Source organism: Rossellomorea vietnamensis NBRC 101237, assembly GCF_001591825.1.
Lineage (GTDB): Bacteria > Bacillota > Bacilli > Bacillales > Bacillaceae_B > Rossellomorea > Rossellomorea vietnamensis.
On sequence record NZ_BCVQ01000034.1, the window covers coordinates 15,898 to 33,457 of the forward strand.

Consider the following 17,560-nt stretch of genomic DNA (forward strand, 5'->3'; position numbering starts at 1 on the left):
TTTTCTTCTTTACCACTCAAGGGTCCCGCCATCGATCCTTTTCACCCCGCGAATGGAGGACAAATCTTCAATCAGCTTCAGCATGGCAAGATCTTTATGTTTGGCTTCGATCATAAAATCCACGTCCTGGTCCAACGTTTTCAGGGTTTTGAAGAAACCCTCCACAAATCCCGGATCGACCAGGTCAGCATGGGAGCGGAAGGCCTTTTCGGATTTTGGGGAGGAAATATGTATTTTCGGCACTAAATCTCTCCTGTCCCAGGTGGCAAAAATATCTTCAAGATACCCATCTAGAGGTTTCTCACCCGGATTTGCCTCGTGGTGATGAATGTCCAGGACCATGGGGATATTCTCTTTTTGACAAGCGGTGAGCGTTTCCTCGACGGTATAGGTCTTGTCGTCATTCTCGAGGGTCATGATGTCTTTTACATCCGGAGGGAGGTCCTTCAGGTTTTCATGAAAACGGACCAGGGTTTCTTCCTTATCCCCGTAGCTCCCGCCGATATGGATATTGATGACGGAATCCTTCTCGATCCCCATATATTCAAGCATCCGGTAGTGATACACCATATCCTTCACGGCATTGTCCGTCACATGCTGCTTAGGACTCGTGAATAAGGTGAACTGGTTCGGGTGAAAGCTCGCCCTGATCCCGAGCTTGTTGATCAGATCGCCAAGTTCTTTCCATTCGTGCCGAAAAGGGGAATGGAAATCCCATTCCACCTCAGGATGGGTGGCAAGGGGAACGAGGGAGCTGGATAATCTGTACACCTTGATTTCGTGAGCGGCACAAAGATATAGGATGCGTTTCGTATGCTCCAGGTTTAATCTCGTCACTTCCTTCAGGCGGTCCATCCGCTCGGCTTTAGGTAACTCTGTGTATCGCTTGTATGTCATGGTTTTGGCCGGGCTTGCATCCCATAAAGAGAGGGAGTTCGCCACGAATCCCAGTCGGACTTTCATGTGTCATCCCCCTAAAGTAAGATTGAAATGGCTGAAGCGACGCGTTCCTTTAACCGGGTGAGCATGGAAACGGAAGAGAGGTCGCTTTCGCTTAACATGTCGGATGCCGCCATGTCTTTTTCCATTTCCTTTTTCACCATCTGGATAAATCCTTTATCGTAAATCAGGTTATTGATTTCAAAATTGATAAAGAAGCTCCGCTTATCAAAATTGGCCGTGCCGATATCACAGAAATGGTCATCCACGACCATCACCTTCGCATGATAAAAGCCGTCCATGAATTGATACACTTTAGCACCACTAGCGAGCAGCGGTCTGAAATAAGGGAAGGCCGCTTCCTTCACAAGCATATGATCCGCATTATTCGGAATGATGATCTTGACAATAATCCCTCTGTCCAGTGCTCCCAGAAGCGCGTCCATCAAGATCGGAGTAGCAATGAAGTAAGGTGTACCGATAATGATTTCGCTTTGCGCTTCGTCAATGAATTTCCCAAAGAAGTCTTCGATATTAACCCCCTCGGTCGGAAAAATTTGATGCTGGATGCTTCCTTTTTCAGCTGGAGGGAAATACGTTGCTTCGTTCTTCAAATCCTTCTGTGTCGCACGGTACCAGTCAATGCAGAATTCAGTCTGAAGATCGTGGACACCTTCACCATCCAGCCGGAGATGATAATCCCTCCAGGGGGAAAGCTCAGGTTTATCATTTTCATCGATATATTCCTTCCCGATATTGTAACCACCCAAATAACCGATCGTACCATCGATGACGGTGATCTTCCGGTGATTCCGCTGCTGGGAAGAGAAAAACAGGTAGGGAAGCTTGACCCTCCGGCAGAAATCGACTTCCACACCTGCGTCCCTAAGATCCTTCACTTTCGACTTCGGGACGTTATGACTGCCGATCTGATCCATCAGAAGACGGACTTCAACCCCTTCCTGTGCTTTACCCTTCAGTAATTCCAGGAACCGGAGGGCAAAGTGATCATCCTGGACAATATAAAATAATACATGAATAGAGGAACTTGCTTCTCTCATATCTTTAAACATTTGATCGAAAAGCTCAGGTCCCCGTGAAAACAATTGAATATCACTCATTCGTGTCTCATAATCTCTTCTTGTCCGCGTCCGGATGAAATGACTTCTTCCCAATCTGAAATCGAGCATCAGCCATCCGATGATTGCGGCAAGGATCACCAATAGGATTAACCACCACATAGAATCACTCTCTCATTTGCATTGTCTTTAGTATGTCCTGAATTTTATGTAGATTGCATGCTTTCTTCTTTTCCCATTAATGAGTCCTTTTGAAACCTGTGGGGGGTACAGAAAGTCCCGTTTCTTAATTGAAAGGGAATCGCCAATTATGAAAAGGTTTTCATTTTTATTCGGAAAAACCATTGACTGAATGCTCATTCATAATATAATGGAGATAAGGACTATTCAGAATATTAATTTGGTTTGTAAAAGTTTGAACAAAGGGGAAGTTCATCGGACCAAAGAAGGGGGAGTGTTTGTCTATGAATGGGTTACTCATTCTCAATTGGGTCGCATTTATCCTTGTGACCGTTTATGCACTGAGTCTGTTTGTGTATGTAGTAAAGACGAGAATTGAATATATTAAGCTCGGGAAAAAAGTGGAGTTCGACAAACGATTCAAAGAACGATTCCAGAAAATCCTGGTCAATGTCTTCGGACAGAAGAAGCTCTTGAAGGATAAGAAAAGTGGAGCCATCCACGTCATGTTCTTCTACGGCTTCATCCTCGTACAGTTCGGGGCCATCGACTTCATATGGAAAGGACTGGCACCGGGGAGTCACTTGCCGCTTGGACCTTTATATCCTGGCTTCACGTTCTTCCAGGAAATTGTCACACTGACGATCCTTGTCGCGGTTGTCTGGGCATTCCACCGCCGCTATGTGGAAAAACTGGTCCGCCTCAAGAGAGGATTCAAATCAGGACTGGTCTTATTATTCATCGGTGGATTGATGCTTTCCGTCCTGGTCGGGAATGGAATGGGTATCATCTGGCATGGGGAAGAACTTGCCTGGACTGAGCCTATAGCGTCTCTGATTGCAGGCGCACTTGGAGGCATAGGGGAAACGGCTTCCATCGCCATTTTCTATGTAGCCTGGTGGATTCACTTACTATTCTTACTGGCATTCCTTGTGTATGTGCCGCAATCCAAGCACGCGCATTTAATCGCAGGACCTGCCAATGTTTATTTCAATCGTTTAGACAATCCTGGAAAGCTTAAGCCGATCGATTTCGAAGATGAATCAGCTGAAAGCTTCGGGGTAGGGAAAATAGAAGAATTTACACAGCACCAAATGATCGATTTCTACGCATGTGTGGAATGTGGTCGTTGTACGAATATGTGTCCGGCAACCGGGACAGGGAAAATGCTTTCCCCGATGGACCTGATCGTAAAATTACGTGATAACCTGACGAATCACGGTGCTGTCGTGACACAGAAGAAGCCTTGGGTACCGACATTCGCTTTCAACGGCACAAAAGGGAACCAATTAGCTATGGCAAGTGCCACTCAAGCGGCTGAAGAAGCGGCTGCAGGAGCTACGTACAGCCCTAGCCTGATCGGGGATGTCATCACAGAAGAAGAGATTTGGGCATGTACAACGTGCCGTAACTGTGAAGACCAATGTCCGGTCATGAACGAACACGTAGATAAAATCATCGACCTTCGCCGTTACCTCGTTCTGACGGAAGGGAAGATGGATGCTGACGCACAGCGCGCCATGCAAAACATCGAGCGCCAGGGGAATCCTTGGGGTCTGAACCGTAAAGAGCGTGAGAACTGGCGCGAAGCAAGAGAAGACGTTACGATTCCTACAGTAAAAGAAATGAAAAAAGCAGGAGAAGACTTCGAATTCCTATTCTGGGTCGGATCCATGGGTTCATTTGATAACCGTAGCCAAAAGATTGCCTTATCCTTCGCCAAGCTAATGAATGAAGCGGGCGTGAAGTTCGCGATCCTTGGGAATAAAGAAAAGAACTCCGGGGACACACCGCGCCGCCTTGGAAATGAATTCTTATTCCAGGAGCTTGCCGGACAAAACATCGCCGAATTCGAAAAGCATGAAATCAAGAAAATTGTCACGATCGATCCGCATGCTTACAACATTTTCAAAAATGAGTATCCGGACTTCGGTCTGGAAGCAGAGGTCTACCACCATACAGAACTTCTGCATCAGCTCGTGCAAGAAGGTCGCTTGAAGCCGCAATATGAAGTGAATGAAACGATTACTTTCCATGACTCTTGTTATCTTGGTCGGTACAACGAAGTGTATGATCCACCGCGTGAAATCCTGAAATCCATTTCCGGTGTGAAATTGGTCGAGATCGAACGTAACCGTGAAAAAGGCATGTGCTGTGGAGCGGGTGGAGGACTCATGTGGATGGAGGAAGACGCAGGTCACCGCGTCAACGTCTCCCGTACCGAGCAGGCACTGGCTGTTAGTCCATCGGTCATCAGCTCTGGCTGTCCATACTGCCTGACGATGCTGTCGGATGGTACGAAAGCAAAGGAAGTGGAAGAAACGGTTTCTACTCTCGACGTAGCCGAAATCCTTGAAAAAGCCGTATGTGGCGATCTGAAGGACGAACCGGCTGCATCTTAAAAAGAATATTATCCTTTAGATAATGAATGAAACACGAGTTCATGAAACAAACAGGAGTGAAACAAAATAGTCTCTATTGCGTTTCGCTCCTATTGTTTTTCCACAATAATATATTTGATGGAAAAATAAAAACTTTCTAAAAAATCAATGCGTTTGCACTCGAAATGAAGTACAATAAAGGTATATTGGGGACAAAATTTGTCCCTTCTCTTGTGAGGATTAGTTGAGCGAGCGTTCAGTCGAAAGTCGATCAAATTTTTTTAAGGTGAATTGAAAGCGGATACAAACACGGATAAATCCATATAAAGGAGAGCGATGAAGATGGGGAAAACGGTTATTCTAGACGGAGCAAGAACGCCTTTTGGTAAATTCGGGGGAAGCCTCAGCAGTTTTACTGCTTCAGAGCTTGGTGGTTTCGCGGTGAAGGAAGCCTTGAAACGGGCCGGTGTAAACGGGGAAGAAGTCGAAGAAGTCATCCTCGGATCTGTATTACAAGGGGGACAGGGGCAAATCCCTTCCCGTCAGGCATCGCGCCACGCGGGCTTACCTTGGAATGTCAAAACGGAAACGATCAATAAGGTCTGTGCATCAGGGATGCGCAGCGTCACACTGGGAGACCAGATCATCCGTGCAGGCGACGGCGAAGTGATCGTGGCTGGTGGAATGGAATCCATGTCGAATGCCCCTTACATCCTGCCGAAAGCACGCTGGGGATTCAAGATGGGCGATTCACAGGTGAAAGATCTGATGGTTCACGACGGATTGACGTGCAGCTTCAACAACGTCCACATGGGAACGTACGGAAATGAAACAGCGAAGGAATTTGAACTATCAAGAGAAGAGCAGGACGAATGGGCACTCAGAAGCCATCAACGGGCAGTGAAAGCAACGGAAGAAGGCGTGCTAGGTGAAGAAATCGTTGCTATTGAAGTTCCTCAACGCAAAGGAAATCCGATCGTCGTCGCAAAAGATGAAGCGCCACGTAAAGAAACATCCATCGAGGCGCTGGCTAAACTAGGGCCGGTGTTCGGATCAGAAGGAACGATCACAGCCGGGAACGCTCCAGGGGTCAACGACGGAGCGGCTGCTATGGTTCTCATGAGTGAAGAAAGAGCCTCAAAGGAAGGGAAACAGCCGTTAGCGACCATCCTTGGCCACACGGCCATCGCTGTTGAAGCAAAGGACTTCCCTCAAACACCGGGGCTTGTGATCAACGAGCTCCTCAAGAAAACAGGGAAATCCCTTGAAGAGATCGATCTGTTTGAAATTAACGAAGCGTTTGCCGCCGTGGCATTAACGAGCGGGAAAATCGCCGGTCTTGATCATGAGAAAGTCAATGTGAACGGTGGAGCCGTTGCCCTCGGGCATCCGATTGGAGCAAGCGGGGCACGCATCATCCTGACACTTGCTTACGAATTGAAACGCCGCGGAGGCGGAATCGGGATTGCCTCGATCTGCAGCGGAGGCGGTCAAGGGGATGCGATTATGATTGAGGTGGCGAAGCAGTAGGGTGAGTTGTTGTACCAGGTACATAATGGGTGGATTGTACCAGGTACACCCGTGAGTTCAGCTGCTGAATTTTTGATGAAAATCATCAGGTGAATAACACCAAATAATCAGCTGCTGAAATAGCGAGTATATTCAGCAGCTGAATCAACCAACCAAACCAACTAGATTACTAGTCTCATATAACAAAGGGGAGAACATAATGAACATCAAAAACGTAATGGTCATCGGCGCGGGGCAAATGGGCTCGGGGATCGCCCAGGTCTGTGCCCAGGCAGGATTCAAAGTATACTTGAACGATTTGAAAGAAGAGTTTGTCCAAAAGGGAATGGGTGTCATCGCGAAGAATCTGACGCGTTCCGTTGAAAAAGGAAGAATGTCTGAAGAAGATAAAACAGCGACAGTGAATCGTTTGACGGCTTCAACGGATATCGGGGACGCCAAGAAGGTGGACCTTGTCATCGAAGCGGCAGTGGAAAATATGGACATCAAAACGAAGATCTTTGCTCAGCTGGATGAGATCACACCAGAGCATACTATCCTGGCTTCGAACACATCTTCTCTTCCCATCACGGAAATTGCGGCAGCGACGAAGCGTCCCCAGCAAGTGATCGGTATGCACTTCATGAATCCGGTACCAGTGATGAAATTGGTGGAAATCATCCGTGGACTTGCGACGACGGATGAAGTATACCAAGTGATTGAAGATATGACGAAGTCTCTTAACAAAGTGCCGGTAGAGGTAGAGGATTTCCCGGGATTCGTTTCCAACCGGATCCTGATGCCGATGATCAATGAAGCGATCTACACCCTTTATGAAGGAGTGGCGAGCAAAGAGGCGATCGATGAAGTGATGAAGCTCGGTATGAATCACCCGATGGGACCTCTGACTTTGGCTGACTTCATCGGACTCGATACATGCCTCTACATCATGGAAACCCTGCACGAAGGCTTCGGTGACGATAAATACCGTCCATGCCCGCTGCTCAGGAAGTATGTGAAAGCAGGCTGGCTGGGGCGCAAAACGGGCCGCGGCTTCTATTCGTACGAGTGATCACAACGAACATCAGGGAGGAAACAGTCATGGAGTTACGATTCACGGAAGAGCAGCAGATGATGAGAAAGATGGTCCGGGATTTTGCTGAAACAGAAATCCAGCCGTTCATCGAGAAGATGGAAGCGGGGGAGTTTCCGAGAGATATTTTAAAAAAGATGGCTGAGCTTGGTTTGATGGGGATTACGATCCCTGAGAAGTACGGCGGATCTGAGATGGATTTCACTTCTTATATCATTGCGATCCACGAGCTGTCTAAAGTAAGCGCCACCATCGGGGTCATCCTATCGGTTCATACTTCTGTAGGAACCAATCCGGTCCTTTACTTTGGAAACGAAGAACAAAAACAAAAGTATCTTCCTAAGCTTGCAACGGGTGAGTATTTAGGGGCCTTCTGCCTGACGGAGCCGAGTGCGGGATCCGATGCGAAGAGTCTAAAATCCCGCGCCGAAAAGCGTGGTGACCACTATGTGGTGAACGGATCGAAGGTCTTTATCACCAATGGTGGCGAAGCCGATACGTATATTGTATTTGCGACGACGGATTCGACGAAGGGGAGCCGCGGGGTATCGGCTTTCATCGTTGAGAAGGATACACCTGGTCTTGTGATCGGGAAAGATGAACATAAAATGGGGCTGCACGGTTCCCGGACCGTCCAGCTGACGTTTGAAGATATGAAAGTCCCGGCTGAAAACCTTCTCGGTGAAGAAGGGGAAGGATTTAAAATCGCCATGGCGAACCTGGACGTCGGCAGGATCGGGATTGCCGCCCAGGCACTCGGAATTGCGGAAGCGGCTTTTGATTACTCTACGGCTTATGCAAAAGAACGGGTGCAATTCGGCAAACCGATCGCCGCACAGCAGGGAATCGGCTTTAAGCTTGCCGATATGGCGACGGCCGTTGAAGGCTCCAAGCTTCTGGTTTACCGGGCAGCGAATCTCCGTTCGAACAATATTTCCTGTGGGAAAGAAGCCAGTATGGCAAAGTTGTTTGCATCGAAAACAGCCGTCGAAGTGTCGACCGAAGCGATTCAGGTTTATGGCGGATATGGCTACACGAAGGAATATCCGGTGGAGCGCTTGTTCCGTGATGCGAAGGTGACGGAGATTTATGAGGGTACGAGTGAGATTCAGCGGATGGTGATTGGGAAGCATTTGTTGGTGTAATAGGATGGGTGAGTTTGAACTCTTGGAAGAGTGTCTTGGGGCACATATTCTTAGCGTGTCAGGCACCCGATATATAATTTGATGTTTTGTGGCGTAAATGGGTTTGTAGCTTAGCTTGTCTCTTGAGGGGGCCAGACCCGGTATGTAGATGATAGGAGGAAAATGAGATGAATTTTAAATTGTCGGAAGAGCATGAAATGATACGTAAGATGGTGCGTGATTTTGCGCGGAATGAGGTGGCTCCTACTGCCGCTGAGCGTGATGAGGAAGAGCGCTTTGATATGGATTTATTCAAGAAGATGGCTGAGCTTGGGTTGACGGGGATTCCTTGGCCGGAAGAGTACGGTGGGATCGGCAGTGACTATCTGGCGTATTGTATCGCGGTTGAAGAACTATCAAGAGTGTGTGCGTCTACAGGCGTTACTCTGTCTGCCCATACTTCGTTAGCCGGTTGGCCTGTATATAAATTTGGTACGGAAGAGCAAAAACAGAAATACCTTCGTCCAATGGCGCAGGGTGAAAAGATCGGGGCTTACGGCTTGACTGAGCCGGGTTCGGGATCTGACGCAGGTGGCATGAAGACGACAGCTCGCCTGGAAGGGGATCACTACGTACTGAACGGCTCTAAAATTTTCATCACAAACGGTGGAATCGCTGATACGTATATCGTGTTTGCTTTGACAGATCCTTCCCAGCGTCAGCGTGGAACCAGTGCCTTCATCGTAGAAGCAGACTTCGAAGGGTTCTCCGTCGGGAAAAAAGAGAAAAAGCTCGGGATCCGTTCTTCACCTACGACTGAAATCGTATTTGAAGACTGCAAGGTACCAAAAGAAAACATGCTGGGCAACGAAGGAGACGGATTCAAGATTGCCATGATGACCCTTGATGGAGGTCGTAACGGAATTGCCGCTCAAGCAGTGGGGATTGCCCAGGGAGCACTTGATGCGTCTGTCGATTATGCAAAAGAGCGTGAGCAGTTCGGTAAGCCGATTGCTGCAAACCAGGGGATTTCATTCAAGATTGCGGATATGGCGACATCCATCGAAGCTTCCCGTCTATTAACCTATCAAGCTGCGTGGCTTGAGTCTGAAGGTCTTCCATACGGAAAAGAATCGGCGATGTCGAAGCTGATGGCCGGTGATACAGCGATGAAGGTGACGACGGAAGCGGTTCAGATCTTCGGTGGGTATGGCTATACGAAGGACTATCCGGTGGAGCGTTATATGCGTGATGCGAAGATCACTCAGATTTATGAGGGGACGCAGGAGATTCAGAGATTGGTTATTTCGCGGATGGTGACGAAGTAGGATAGGGTTGTACGAATTTTTTGAGGGGATCTGGTGGATCTTCCTGACGCGTGTCAGGCACCCGAGGGGTTGCATCATGTTTCGTGGCGTAAAGGGGTTTGTGATGTCGAATGTTGCTCCAGGGTGCCAGACCCGGTATGTAGAATAGCTAGGTTAAGAGAGATAGATAGGCATCTGCTTTGTTGGGGGATGAGGCAGGTGCTATTGAATTAGGGGTCAATGGGAGAATCGGAATATAAAGGCGGTCGGTTGTTTTGAATAAGAAGAGGGAAGTTCATGCTTCGGTTAAGGATGAGCGTTTGGTGGAAAAGCGGCGTGATCAGATGATTCGTGGGGCCGTCTCTCTGTTTAAACAAAAGGGGTTTCATCGCACCACGACCAGAGAGATCGCAAAGGCCGCCGGATTCAGTATCGGAACGCTGTATGAATATATACGAACAAAGGAAGATGTCCTGTATTTAGTGTGTGACAGCATTTATGAGCAGGTTCGATTGGAGCTTGAGGAGCTGGATGTCGGTAAAGGAACGATTGAGAGCTTGAGGCTTGGCATCGCCCATTATTTCAAGGTGATGGACCGGATGCAGGATGAAGTGCTTGTCATGTATCAGGAAGCGAAGTCCCTGTCTAAGGATGCTTTACCCTATGTCCTTCGCAAGGAACTTGAAATGGTCGGGATGGTGGAAGACCTGATCAAAGGCTGCGTAGAAAGCGGAAAGCTTGAGCTTGATGAAAATCAGTGCCATATGCTGGCTCAAAATGTATTTGTCCAGGGACAGATGTGGGGATTCCGTCGCTGGGCCATGCAGAAACGTTTTACACTCGAGGAATACATTGATCTTCAAATCGAATTGCTTTTTGCAGGGATCATCGGATTTGAAAAACAAGGGAGAACAGGGGGAGTAATATGAGCACGGTTGAGATTTATAAACCAAAGCACCATGTTCGTTTTGTCACGGCATCGAGCCTGTTTGACGGACATGACGCGTCGATCAACATAATGCGTCGGATTATCCAGGCAAGTGGGGCAGAAGTCATCCACTTAGGCCATAACCGTTCTGTAGAGGAAGTTGTCAATGCTGCTATTCAGGAAGATGTTCAGGGGATTGCGATTTCATCCTATCAGGGTGGACACGTGGAATACTTTAAATATATGTACGACCTTTTAAACGAAAGAGGGGCTTCCCATATCCGCATATATGGCGGAGGCGGCGGAGTGATCATCCCGCGTGAAATCAAGGAACTTCACGAATACGGGATCGCCCGCATCTTCTCACCTGAAGACGGCCGTACGCAGGGTCTTCAAGGCATGATCAATAAAATGATCGAGGAATGCGATTTCCCTACCATCAAGGGAAGCGTGAATCAGGAAGTCGAGAAGCTTTCAACCGGAGATGTGAATACGGTATCGAAGCTGATCTCCCTTGCGGAATACCAAGTCGGGGCCAATGAAGAAGTGGCAGCGACAGCCCAGACCGTTTTTTCTGAAATCAAGAGCTTGGCGAAGAAAGCGCCTGTTCTTGGGATCACTGGAACCGGTGGAGCAGGGAAGAGTTCATTGACGGATGAACTGATCCGTCGTTTCATCAACGAACTCCCTGAAAAGAAGATTGCGATTCTATCTATCGATCCAACGAAACAAAAAACAGGCGGAGCCCTACTTGGGGACCGGATCCGCATGAATGCGATCTTCAATCCCCGTGTTTACATGCGAAGCCTTGCTACCCGTGGGTCGAAGACGGAACTTTCACTGGCGATCAAGGACGCGATCAATGTCGTGAAAGCGGCAGGATATGACCTGATCGTCGTGGAAACGAGCGGGATCGGGCAGGGGGATGCGGAAATCGCCGAGATCTGTGATATGTCCATGTACGTCATGACGAGTGAGTTCGGTGCGCCGTCCCAGCTGGAAAAGATCGATATGATCGACTATGCCGATTTGATCGTCATCAATAAGTTCGAGCGCAAAGGCTCTGAGGATGCGAGACGCCAGGTACAGAAGCAGTACCAGCGCAGTCATATGCTGTTTGATAAAGATCTGGATGACATGCCGGTATACGGAACGATTGCCAGCCAGTTTAACGATCCCGGCACAAATGCATTATTTGCAGCCATCATTGAAACGGTGAATAAGAAAATGGAGCTGGATTGGAAAACGGGCTTCTCCAAAGACGTGGACGTTGAAAAGCAAAACGTCATCATTCCAAACAATCGCCGTTATTATCTCCGTGAAATTGCGGAAACAGTCCGTAATTATCATAAAAAAGCAGAAGAGCAGGTAAACCTGGCACGCCGTTTGTTCCAGCTTGAAGGGGCAATCGAAGCGGTCAATGAAAAAGAAACGAATGACGGGGTCGTAACATCCCTTCAAACATTGAAAGAAGAAGTCGAAAACAAACTGACATCAGAATCGAAACAGATTTTACAAAAATGGGATGACCTTAAAGAAACGTACAGCAAGGATCAATTCATCACAAAGATCCGTGATAAGGAGATTGTCACTGAATTAAAGACAAAGAGCTTATCCGGACTCGATATCCCGAAAGTGTCCCTTCCGAAATATAAGGACTACGGTCAAATTCTGGATTGGGTGTACAAAGAGAATGTTCCAGGCTCGTTCCCTTATACAGCAGGAGTATTCCCGTTCAAACGTAAAGGAGAGGATCCGAAGCGTCAGTTCGCCGGTGAAGGAACGCCTGAACGGACGAACCGCCGTTTCCACTACCTGTCGAAAGATGATGATGCGAAACGTTTGAGTACAGCATTTGATTCCGTCACCCTATATGGGGAAGATCCGGATCACCGTCCTGACATTTACGGAAAAGTCGGGGAGAGCGGTGTGAGCATCTGTACGCTGGAAGATATGAAGAAGCTGTATGCCGGGTTTGACTTGTGTGCTCCTTCCACATCCGTGTCCATGACGATCAATGGTCCTGCACCGATCATCCTTGCCATGTATATGAACACGGCGATCGATCAGCAGATCCGCATGAAGGAAGAAGAACTCGGCCGCGTGTTGACGGTGGAAGAGTATGTGGAAGTGAAGGAACAGACCCTTCAAGTCGTCCGCGGAACGGTTCAGGCAGATATTTTAAAAGAAGATCAGGGTCAGAATACGTGTATCTTCTCAACTGAATTCGCCCTGCGCATGATGGGGGATATCCAGCAGTATTTCATCGATCACAAAGTACGTAACTATTACTCTGTATCGATTTCCGGCTATCACATCGCGGAAGCGGGAGCGAATCCGATTTCCCAGCTTGCCTTCACGTTGGCGAACGGTTTCACGTACGTGGAATACTATTTAAGCCGTGGGATGGATATCAATGCCTTTGCACCAAACTTATCGTTCTTCTTCTCGAACGGCCTCGACCCTGAGTATACGGTGATCGGACGTGTCGCACGACGCATCTGGTCGACGGTGATGAGGGATAAATACGGGGCGAATGAACGCAGTCAGAAACTGAAGTATCACATCCAGACATCAGGTCGTTCCCTGCATGCCCAGGAAATCGACTTCAATGATATCCGTACGACGCTCCAGGCGTTGATGGCTCTGCAGGACAACTGTAATTCCCTGCATACGAACGCTTATGATGAAGCGATCACGACACCGACGGAGGAATCCGTGCGCCGTGCCATGGCGATCCAGATGATCATCACGAAAGAACACGGATTATCGAAAAATGAAAATCCGCTTCAAGGATCGTTCATCGTAGAAGAGCTGACGGATCTCGTGGAAGAAATGGTCCTCACGGAATTCGACCGCTTAAATGACCGCGGCGGCGTACTCGGATCGATGGAAACCCAGTATCAGCGCGGCAAGATCCAGGAGGAATCCATGTTCTACGAAATGAAGAAGCATTCCGGTGAGCTTCCGATCGTGGGAGTGAACACGTACCTGAATCCGAATCCACCTTCTGAAGAAGACATGGACAGTATGGAACTGGCACGTGCCACTAAAGAAGAAAAAGAAACACAAATCCATAATCTGCGGGACTTCCAATCACAACACAAAGACGAAACCGAAGAAGCCCTCACCCGCCTGAAGCAGGCAGCCGTGGGCGGAGGAAACATCTTTGAACAACTCATGGAAACCGTAAAAGTCGCAAGCCTCGGCCAAATCACACGCGCCCTCTACGAAGTAGGCGGCCAGTACCGACGCAACATGTAACAACGAAAAGAAAAATGAGACTACTGTACACGTGCAGTGGTCTCTTTTTTACAGTAGACCTATATTTGATGATTAGTATGCATAGTTTGAATGATGGTGGTATGAAGCTTTTTTGGTAGCGTTTCAAGTAGATAGGTTGTTTACGGTTGCTTATAAAAAGACTTGATACTAAGTTGATTGAAGCGGAAGGCACTCGACTCCTTCGGGAACAGCGGGAAAGTTAAGACCCCACAGGCGAAGCCGAGGAGGCTCAACTCACGCCCCGAGGAAAGCGAGTGCCTGAAGCGGAAATCAACCACGTCTCTCTCATGAAAAATGAAAAAGAAAGCCCAACAAGTTTAAAATCCCGCCAAACCGTCTATCCTTTATACGAAATCAACCAATTTTTAACATGAACTTAATACTTATAGGGTAAGCTATCCTATATAATAAGAATTATCAGATAAGTAGACAGGGGAAGTACGATACATACGTTTGGATGTGAGAATGTGAAGACCATTTTACGCTGCATACTATTCATCATCACCATATACGCCGCCATTCTTTTATACCAATTTCAACTGGGTGCCATCCCATTTTTCCTGCTCTCTTTTTATCTATTTTATGAAGCGTTCAGGGTGATCAAAAACGGTCAAAAAGAAGAGAAGTTAGGAAATGGCAGACCATCCTGAAATCAGATGCGAAAAAAATGCGGGAAAAACGAGATATGTCTGGCATAAAGTGATTTATATTGTTTATAATGTTGAATATGGTTAAAATTGATAATGGAGAATTTTTGCCCTTTTTTACTCTACTTAGTAGAGTGTGAAATAGAGAAAGGAAGTGCGTAAAGTGAGTCTTAAGCAATTATCCAAAGAAGAATTGCGTCAAACATCATTCATTGAATTGGCACATGAAATTTTAGTAGAGAAAAAGCAAGCGATGGCATTCGAAGAGATCGTAAGCGAAATCAAAGGTTTGCTTGAAATCTCTGATAAAGAGGTAAAGAGCCGTTTACTTCAATTCTACACGGACTTGAACATCGACGGACGATACATTGCCATGGGAGATAACCGTTGGGGATTAAGAGAATGGTACCCGGTTGATCAAATCGAGGAAGAGACCGTTCCAACGATGAAATCCAGCAAAAAGAAAAAAGCGAAGAAGAAAGACGAAGATCTGGATCTGGATGATTTCGATGATCTGGATGATGAAGATCTCGATTATGATGATCTTGATGATGCAGACGACGATGATGATCTGACGGATGACGACGACGATGTCGATGTTGATGATGCAGACGAGGATCTGGATCTTGATGAGGACGAGGAAGAGCTCGAAATCGATGAATTCGACGATGTCGACGATGAAGATGAAGACGAAGAAGATGAATTGGAAGAAGAGGAAGAAGAGGAAGAGAAATAATCTCTCCCGAATCAGTATGGCTCCCGCCAGGCTTTTGGGCCTTCCGGGGGCCTTTTGATTTGCGTGAAATGAGTGAAAATTCTATCCCTTATTCTATGCTTGACTTCTACCTCTTAGGAAGGTAGTATTTTATTTGGGCTCCCTAAAAAGGGACAGATCACGTATATCACGCTCCCCTTACAAGATTGTAAGCGGGGCGTTTTTTGTTTTTATACAGAAGAATGCTTTGACATGACAAGGTTTTAAGTGTGAAGGATCGATTCTTTTAAGACCCCTTACATCTTTACGTATCTTGATAATAAGAGGCTGTCTTTTAGCTGGTTTATGCACTTGGTTTTATTTTGGGAGAATGGACTTGTCCTTCTTTGAACAAGATAAATTCATGACATGACTACATAAGAGACACCCTCTACTTTTTTTGAACCAAACTTACTTTATAAGGGGGACATATACATGACTAAGTATATTTTCGTAACAGGCGGCGTAGTGTCGTCACTAGGGAAAGGGATCACAGCAGCGTCCCTTGGAAGACTATTGAAAAACCGTGGAGTGAGCGTCACCATCCAGAAGTTCGATCCATACATCAACGTGGATCCGGGAACGATGAGTCCTTATCAGCACGGTGAAGTATTCGTAACCGATGATGGTGCTGAGACGGATCTTGACCTTGGTCACTACGAGCGTTTCGTTGACATCAACCTGACGAAATACAGCTCTGTGACAACGGGTAAAATCTATTCTACTGTTCTGAAAAAAGAGCGCCGCGGGGATTATCTTGGCGGGACTGTACAAGTCATCCCGCATATCACAAATGAAATCAAAGAGCGCGTGTACCGTGCCGGCCGCGAAACGAATTCTGATGTCGTGATCACGGAAATCGGTGGAACGGTCGGGGATATCGAATCCCTTCCATTCCTTGAAGCGATCCGCCAGATCAAGAGTGATGTCGGTCGTGACAACGTGATGTACATTCACTGTACGCTGATTCCTTATATCAAAGCGGCGGGTGAAATGAAGACGAAACCGACCCAGCACAGTGTAAAAGAGCTGCGCAGTCTCGGTATTCAGCCAAATGTCATCGTCGTGCGTACCGAAATGCCGATGACCCAGGATATGAAAGACAAGATCGCGTTATTCTGTGATATCGATAAACATGCAGTCATCGAAGCAATGGATGCAGATACGCTTTATTCTGTGCCACTTGCCCTTCAGGATCAAAAACTTGATGAAATCACCTGTCAGCACTTGAAGCTGAACTGCCATGAAGCAGACATGACCGAGTGGAATGAACTGGTTGACCGGGTGAAAAACCTTTCCCGCAAAACAAGGATTGCCCTTGTCGGGAAATATGTTGAATTACAGGATGCCTATATTTCTGTAGTGGAAGCCCTTCGTCATGCAGGTTACCATTTCGACAGCGATATTGAAGTGAGATGGTTGAACTCTGAGCTTGTCGACAACGAAAATGTGGCAGAGAAGCTTGCTGACGTGGATGGAATCCTTGTACCAGGCGGCTTCGGTGACCGCGGTGTCGAAGGAAAGATCGCTTCGACGCAATACGCCCGTGAAAACAAGATTCCTTTCCTTGGAATCTGCCTTGGCATGCAGCTCGCATCCGTTGAATATGCGCGTAATGTCCTTGGACTCCAAGGAGCACACTCTGCTGAGCTGAATCCTGAAACGCCATATCCGGTCATCGACCTTTTACCGGAACAAAAGGATATCGAAGACCTTGGCGGGACCCTTCGTCTCGGACTATACCCATGTAAGCTGACAAAAGGTTCAAAAGCCTATGCAGCCTACGATGGAGAAGTCGTATACGAACGTCACCGTCACCGTTTCGAATTCAACAATCACTACCGTGAGCAAATGGAAAAAGCCGGATTCATCTTCTCAGGCACAAGCCCGGATGGCCGCCTTGTGGAAATCATCGAGCTGAGCGACCACCCATGGTTCGTCGCATCTCAATTCCACCCGGAATTCACATCACGCCCGACACGCCCGCAGCCTCTATTCAGAGACTTCGTGGAAGCGTCCCTTGCGTATGGTGAGAAATAAGATTTGATTGATAGAGCCCTCCCGGTTTGGGAGGGCTTTTTTGTAGTGTTGGGTGATCATTTCCGGAGACCCGCCACAGAATTTTTTTAAAAAGAATATTGACAATATTTCCACATATCGTTAATATAGCGATTATAGCAAAAGCGAACACAACCAAATTTCATATTCTCTTATAAAGAGTTGGCAGAGGGACTGGCCCGATGACGCCCGGCAACCTACCGTTTATGACGGAAAGGTGCTAAGACCTGCAGGATGCATTTCCTGAGTGATAAGAGCACGTTTATTTATACATAA

General features: G+C 47.3%; 12 protein-coding genes and 1 riboswitch. Of the genes, 10 read left to right on the forward strand and 2 right to left on the reverse strand.

The annotated features are described in order from the left end of the window. Positions 1–9 precede the first annotated feature (9 nt). The gene (gene uvsE / locus BVI01S_RS15750; protein ID WP_061810863.1) at positions 10–963 is read right to left on the reverse strand and encodes a UV DNA damage repair endonuclease UvsE; all 954 of its coding nucleotides are present in this window, start codon (positions 961–963) and stop codon (positions 10–12) included. Between the two features lie 11 nt (positions 964–974). Continuing rightward, positions 975–2,180 carry a cardiolipin synthase gene (gene cls, locus BVI01S_RS15755; protein ID WP_061810864.1) on the reverse strand — a complete coding sequence of 402 codons (1,206 nt, stop codon included), beginning with the start codon at positions 2,178–2,180 and terminating at the stop codon, positions 975–977. 302 nt (positions 2,181–2,482) lie between these two features. Between cls and BVI01S_RS15760 the strand changes: the two genes are divergently transcribed. The 10 genes from BVI01S_RS15760 (at position 2,483) to pyrG (ending at position 17,266) form a co-directional block, all read left to right on the forward strand. After that, positions 2,483–4,600 carry a 4Fe-4S dicluster domain-containing protein gene (locus BVI01S_RS15760; protein WP_061810865.1) on the forward strand — a complete coding sequence of 706 codons (2,118 nt, stop codon included), beginning with the start codon at positions 2,483–2,485 and terminating at the stop codon, positions 4,598–4,600. Between the two features lie 321 nt (positions 4,601–4,921). Further along, positions 4,922–6,109 (forward strand): acetyl-CoA C-acetyltransferase, encoded by a 1,188-nt coding sequence (locus BVI01S_RS15765; protein ID WP_061810866.1) that lies wholly within the window; start codon positions 4,922–4,924, stop codon positions 6,107–6,109. Positions 6,110–6,308: 199 nt separating this feature from the next. Continuing rightward, positions 6,309–7,160: a 3-hydroxybutyryl-CoA dehydrogenase gene (locus tag BVI01S_RS15770; protein ID WP_061810867.1), complete on the forward strand. Its 852-nt coding sequence runs from the start codon at positions 6,309–6,311 to the stop codon at positions 7,158–7,160. 29 nt (positions 7,161–7,189) lie between these two features. Beyond that, on the forward strand, positions 7,190–8,326 hold the full coding sequence (locus BVI01S_RS15775) for an acyl-CoA dehydrogenase (RefSeq protein ID WP_061810868.1): 1,137 nt from the start codon (positions 7,190–7,192) through the stop codon (positions 8,324–8,326). A gap of 167 nt (positions 8,327–8,493) precedes the next feature. Beyond that, the gene (locus BVI01S_RS15780; RefSeq protein ID WP_034765086.1) at positions 8,494–9,633 is read left to right on the forward strand and encodes an acyl-CoA dehydrogenase; all 1,140 of its coding nucleotides are present in this window, start codon (positions 8,494–8,496) and stop codon (positions 9,631–9,633) included. A 323-nt stretch (positions 9,634–9,956) separates the two neighbouring features. Continuing rightward, entirely contained in the window at positions 9,957–10,541 is a 585-nt protein-coding gene (locus BVI01S_RS15785; protein ID WP_079534193.1) for a TetR/AcrR family transcriptional regulator, read from the forward strand. Beyond that, positions 10,538–13,804: a fused isobutyryl-CoA mutase/GTPase IcmF gene (gene icmF / locus BVI01S_RS15790; RefSeq protein WP_061810869.1), complete on the forward strand. Its 3,267-nt coding sequence runs from the start codon at positions 10,538–10,540 to the stop codon at positions 13,802–13,804. Before BVI01S_RS15785 ends, icmF begins: the two co-directional genes overlap by 4 nt. Positions 13,805–14,292: 488 nt before the next feature. Continuing rightward, positions 14,293–14,475: a hypothetical protein gene (locus BVI01S_RS15795; protein ID WP_061810870.1), complete on the forward strand. Its 183-nt coding sequence runs from the start codon at positions 14,293–14,295 to the stop codon at positions 14,473–14,475. A 160-nt stretch (positions 14,476–14,635) separates the two neighbouring features. Further along, entirely contained in the window at positions 14,636–15,208 is a 573-nt protein-coding gene (gene rpoE, locus BVI01S_RS15800; protein WP_061810871.1) for a DNA-directed RNA polymerase subunit delta, read from the forward strand. Positions 15,209–15,661: 453 nt separating this feature from the next. Further along, positions 15,662–17,266: a CTP synthase gene (gene pyrG / locus BVI01S_RS15805; protein ID WP_061810872.1), complete on the forward strand. Its 1,605-nt coding sequence runs from the start codon at positions 15,662–15,664 to the stop codon at positions 17,264–17,266. Positions 17,267–17,433: 167 nt separating this feature from the next. Continuing rightward, positions 17,434–17,541, forward strand: a riboswitch (SAM riboswitch). The last annotated feature ends 19 nt before the right edge of the window (positions 17,542–17,560 follow it).

Coding starts and splice junctions, on each gene's coding strand:
- BVI01S_RS15775 (WP_061810868.1), top strand. CDS start 7,190: ATGGAGTTACGATTCACGGAAGAGCAGCAGATGATGAGAAAGATGGTC.
- BVI01S_RS15760 (WP_061810865.1), top strand. CDS start 2,483: ATGAATGGGTTACTCATTCTCAATTGGGTCGCATTTATCCTTGTGACC.
- pyrG (WP_061810872.1), top strand. CDS start 15,662: ATGACTAAGTATATTTTCGTAACAGGCGGCGTAGTGTCGTCACTAGGG.
- icmF (WP_061810869.1), top strand. CDS start 10,538: ATGAGCACGGTTGAGATTTATAAACCAAAGCACCATGTTCGTTTTGTC.
- uvsE (WP_061810863.1), bottom strand. CDS start 963: ATGAAAGTCCGACTGGGATTCGTGGCGAACTCCCTCTCTTTATGGGAT.
- cls (WP_061810864.1), bottom strand. CDS start 2,180: ATGTGGTGGTTAATCCTATTGGTGATCCTTGCCGCAATCATCGGATGG.
- BVI01S_RS15770 (WP_061810867.1), top strand. CDS start 6,309: ATGAACATCAAAAACGTAATGGTCATCGGCGCGGGGCAAATGGGCTCG.
- BVI01S_RS15785 (WP_079534193.1), top strand. CDS start 9,957: ATGATTCGTGGGGCCGTCTCTCTGTTTAAACAAAAGGGGTTTCATCGC.
- BVI01S_RS15765 (WP_061810866.1), top strand. CDS start 4,922: ATGGGGAAAACGGTTATTCTAGACGGAGCAAGAACGCCTTTTGGTAAA.
- BVI01S_RS15780 (WP_034765086.1), top strand. CDS start 8,494: ATGAATTTTAAATTGTCGGAAGAGCATGAAATGATACGTAAGATGGTG.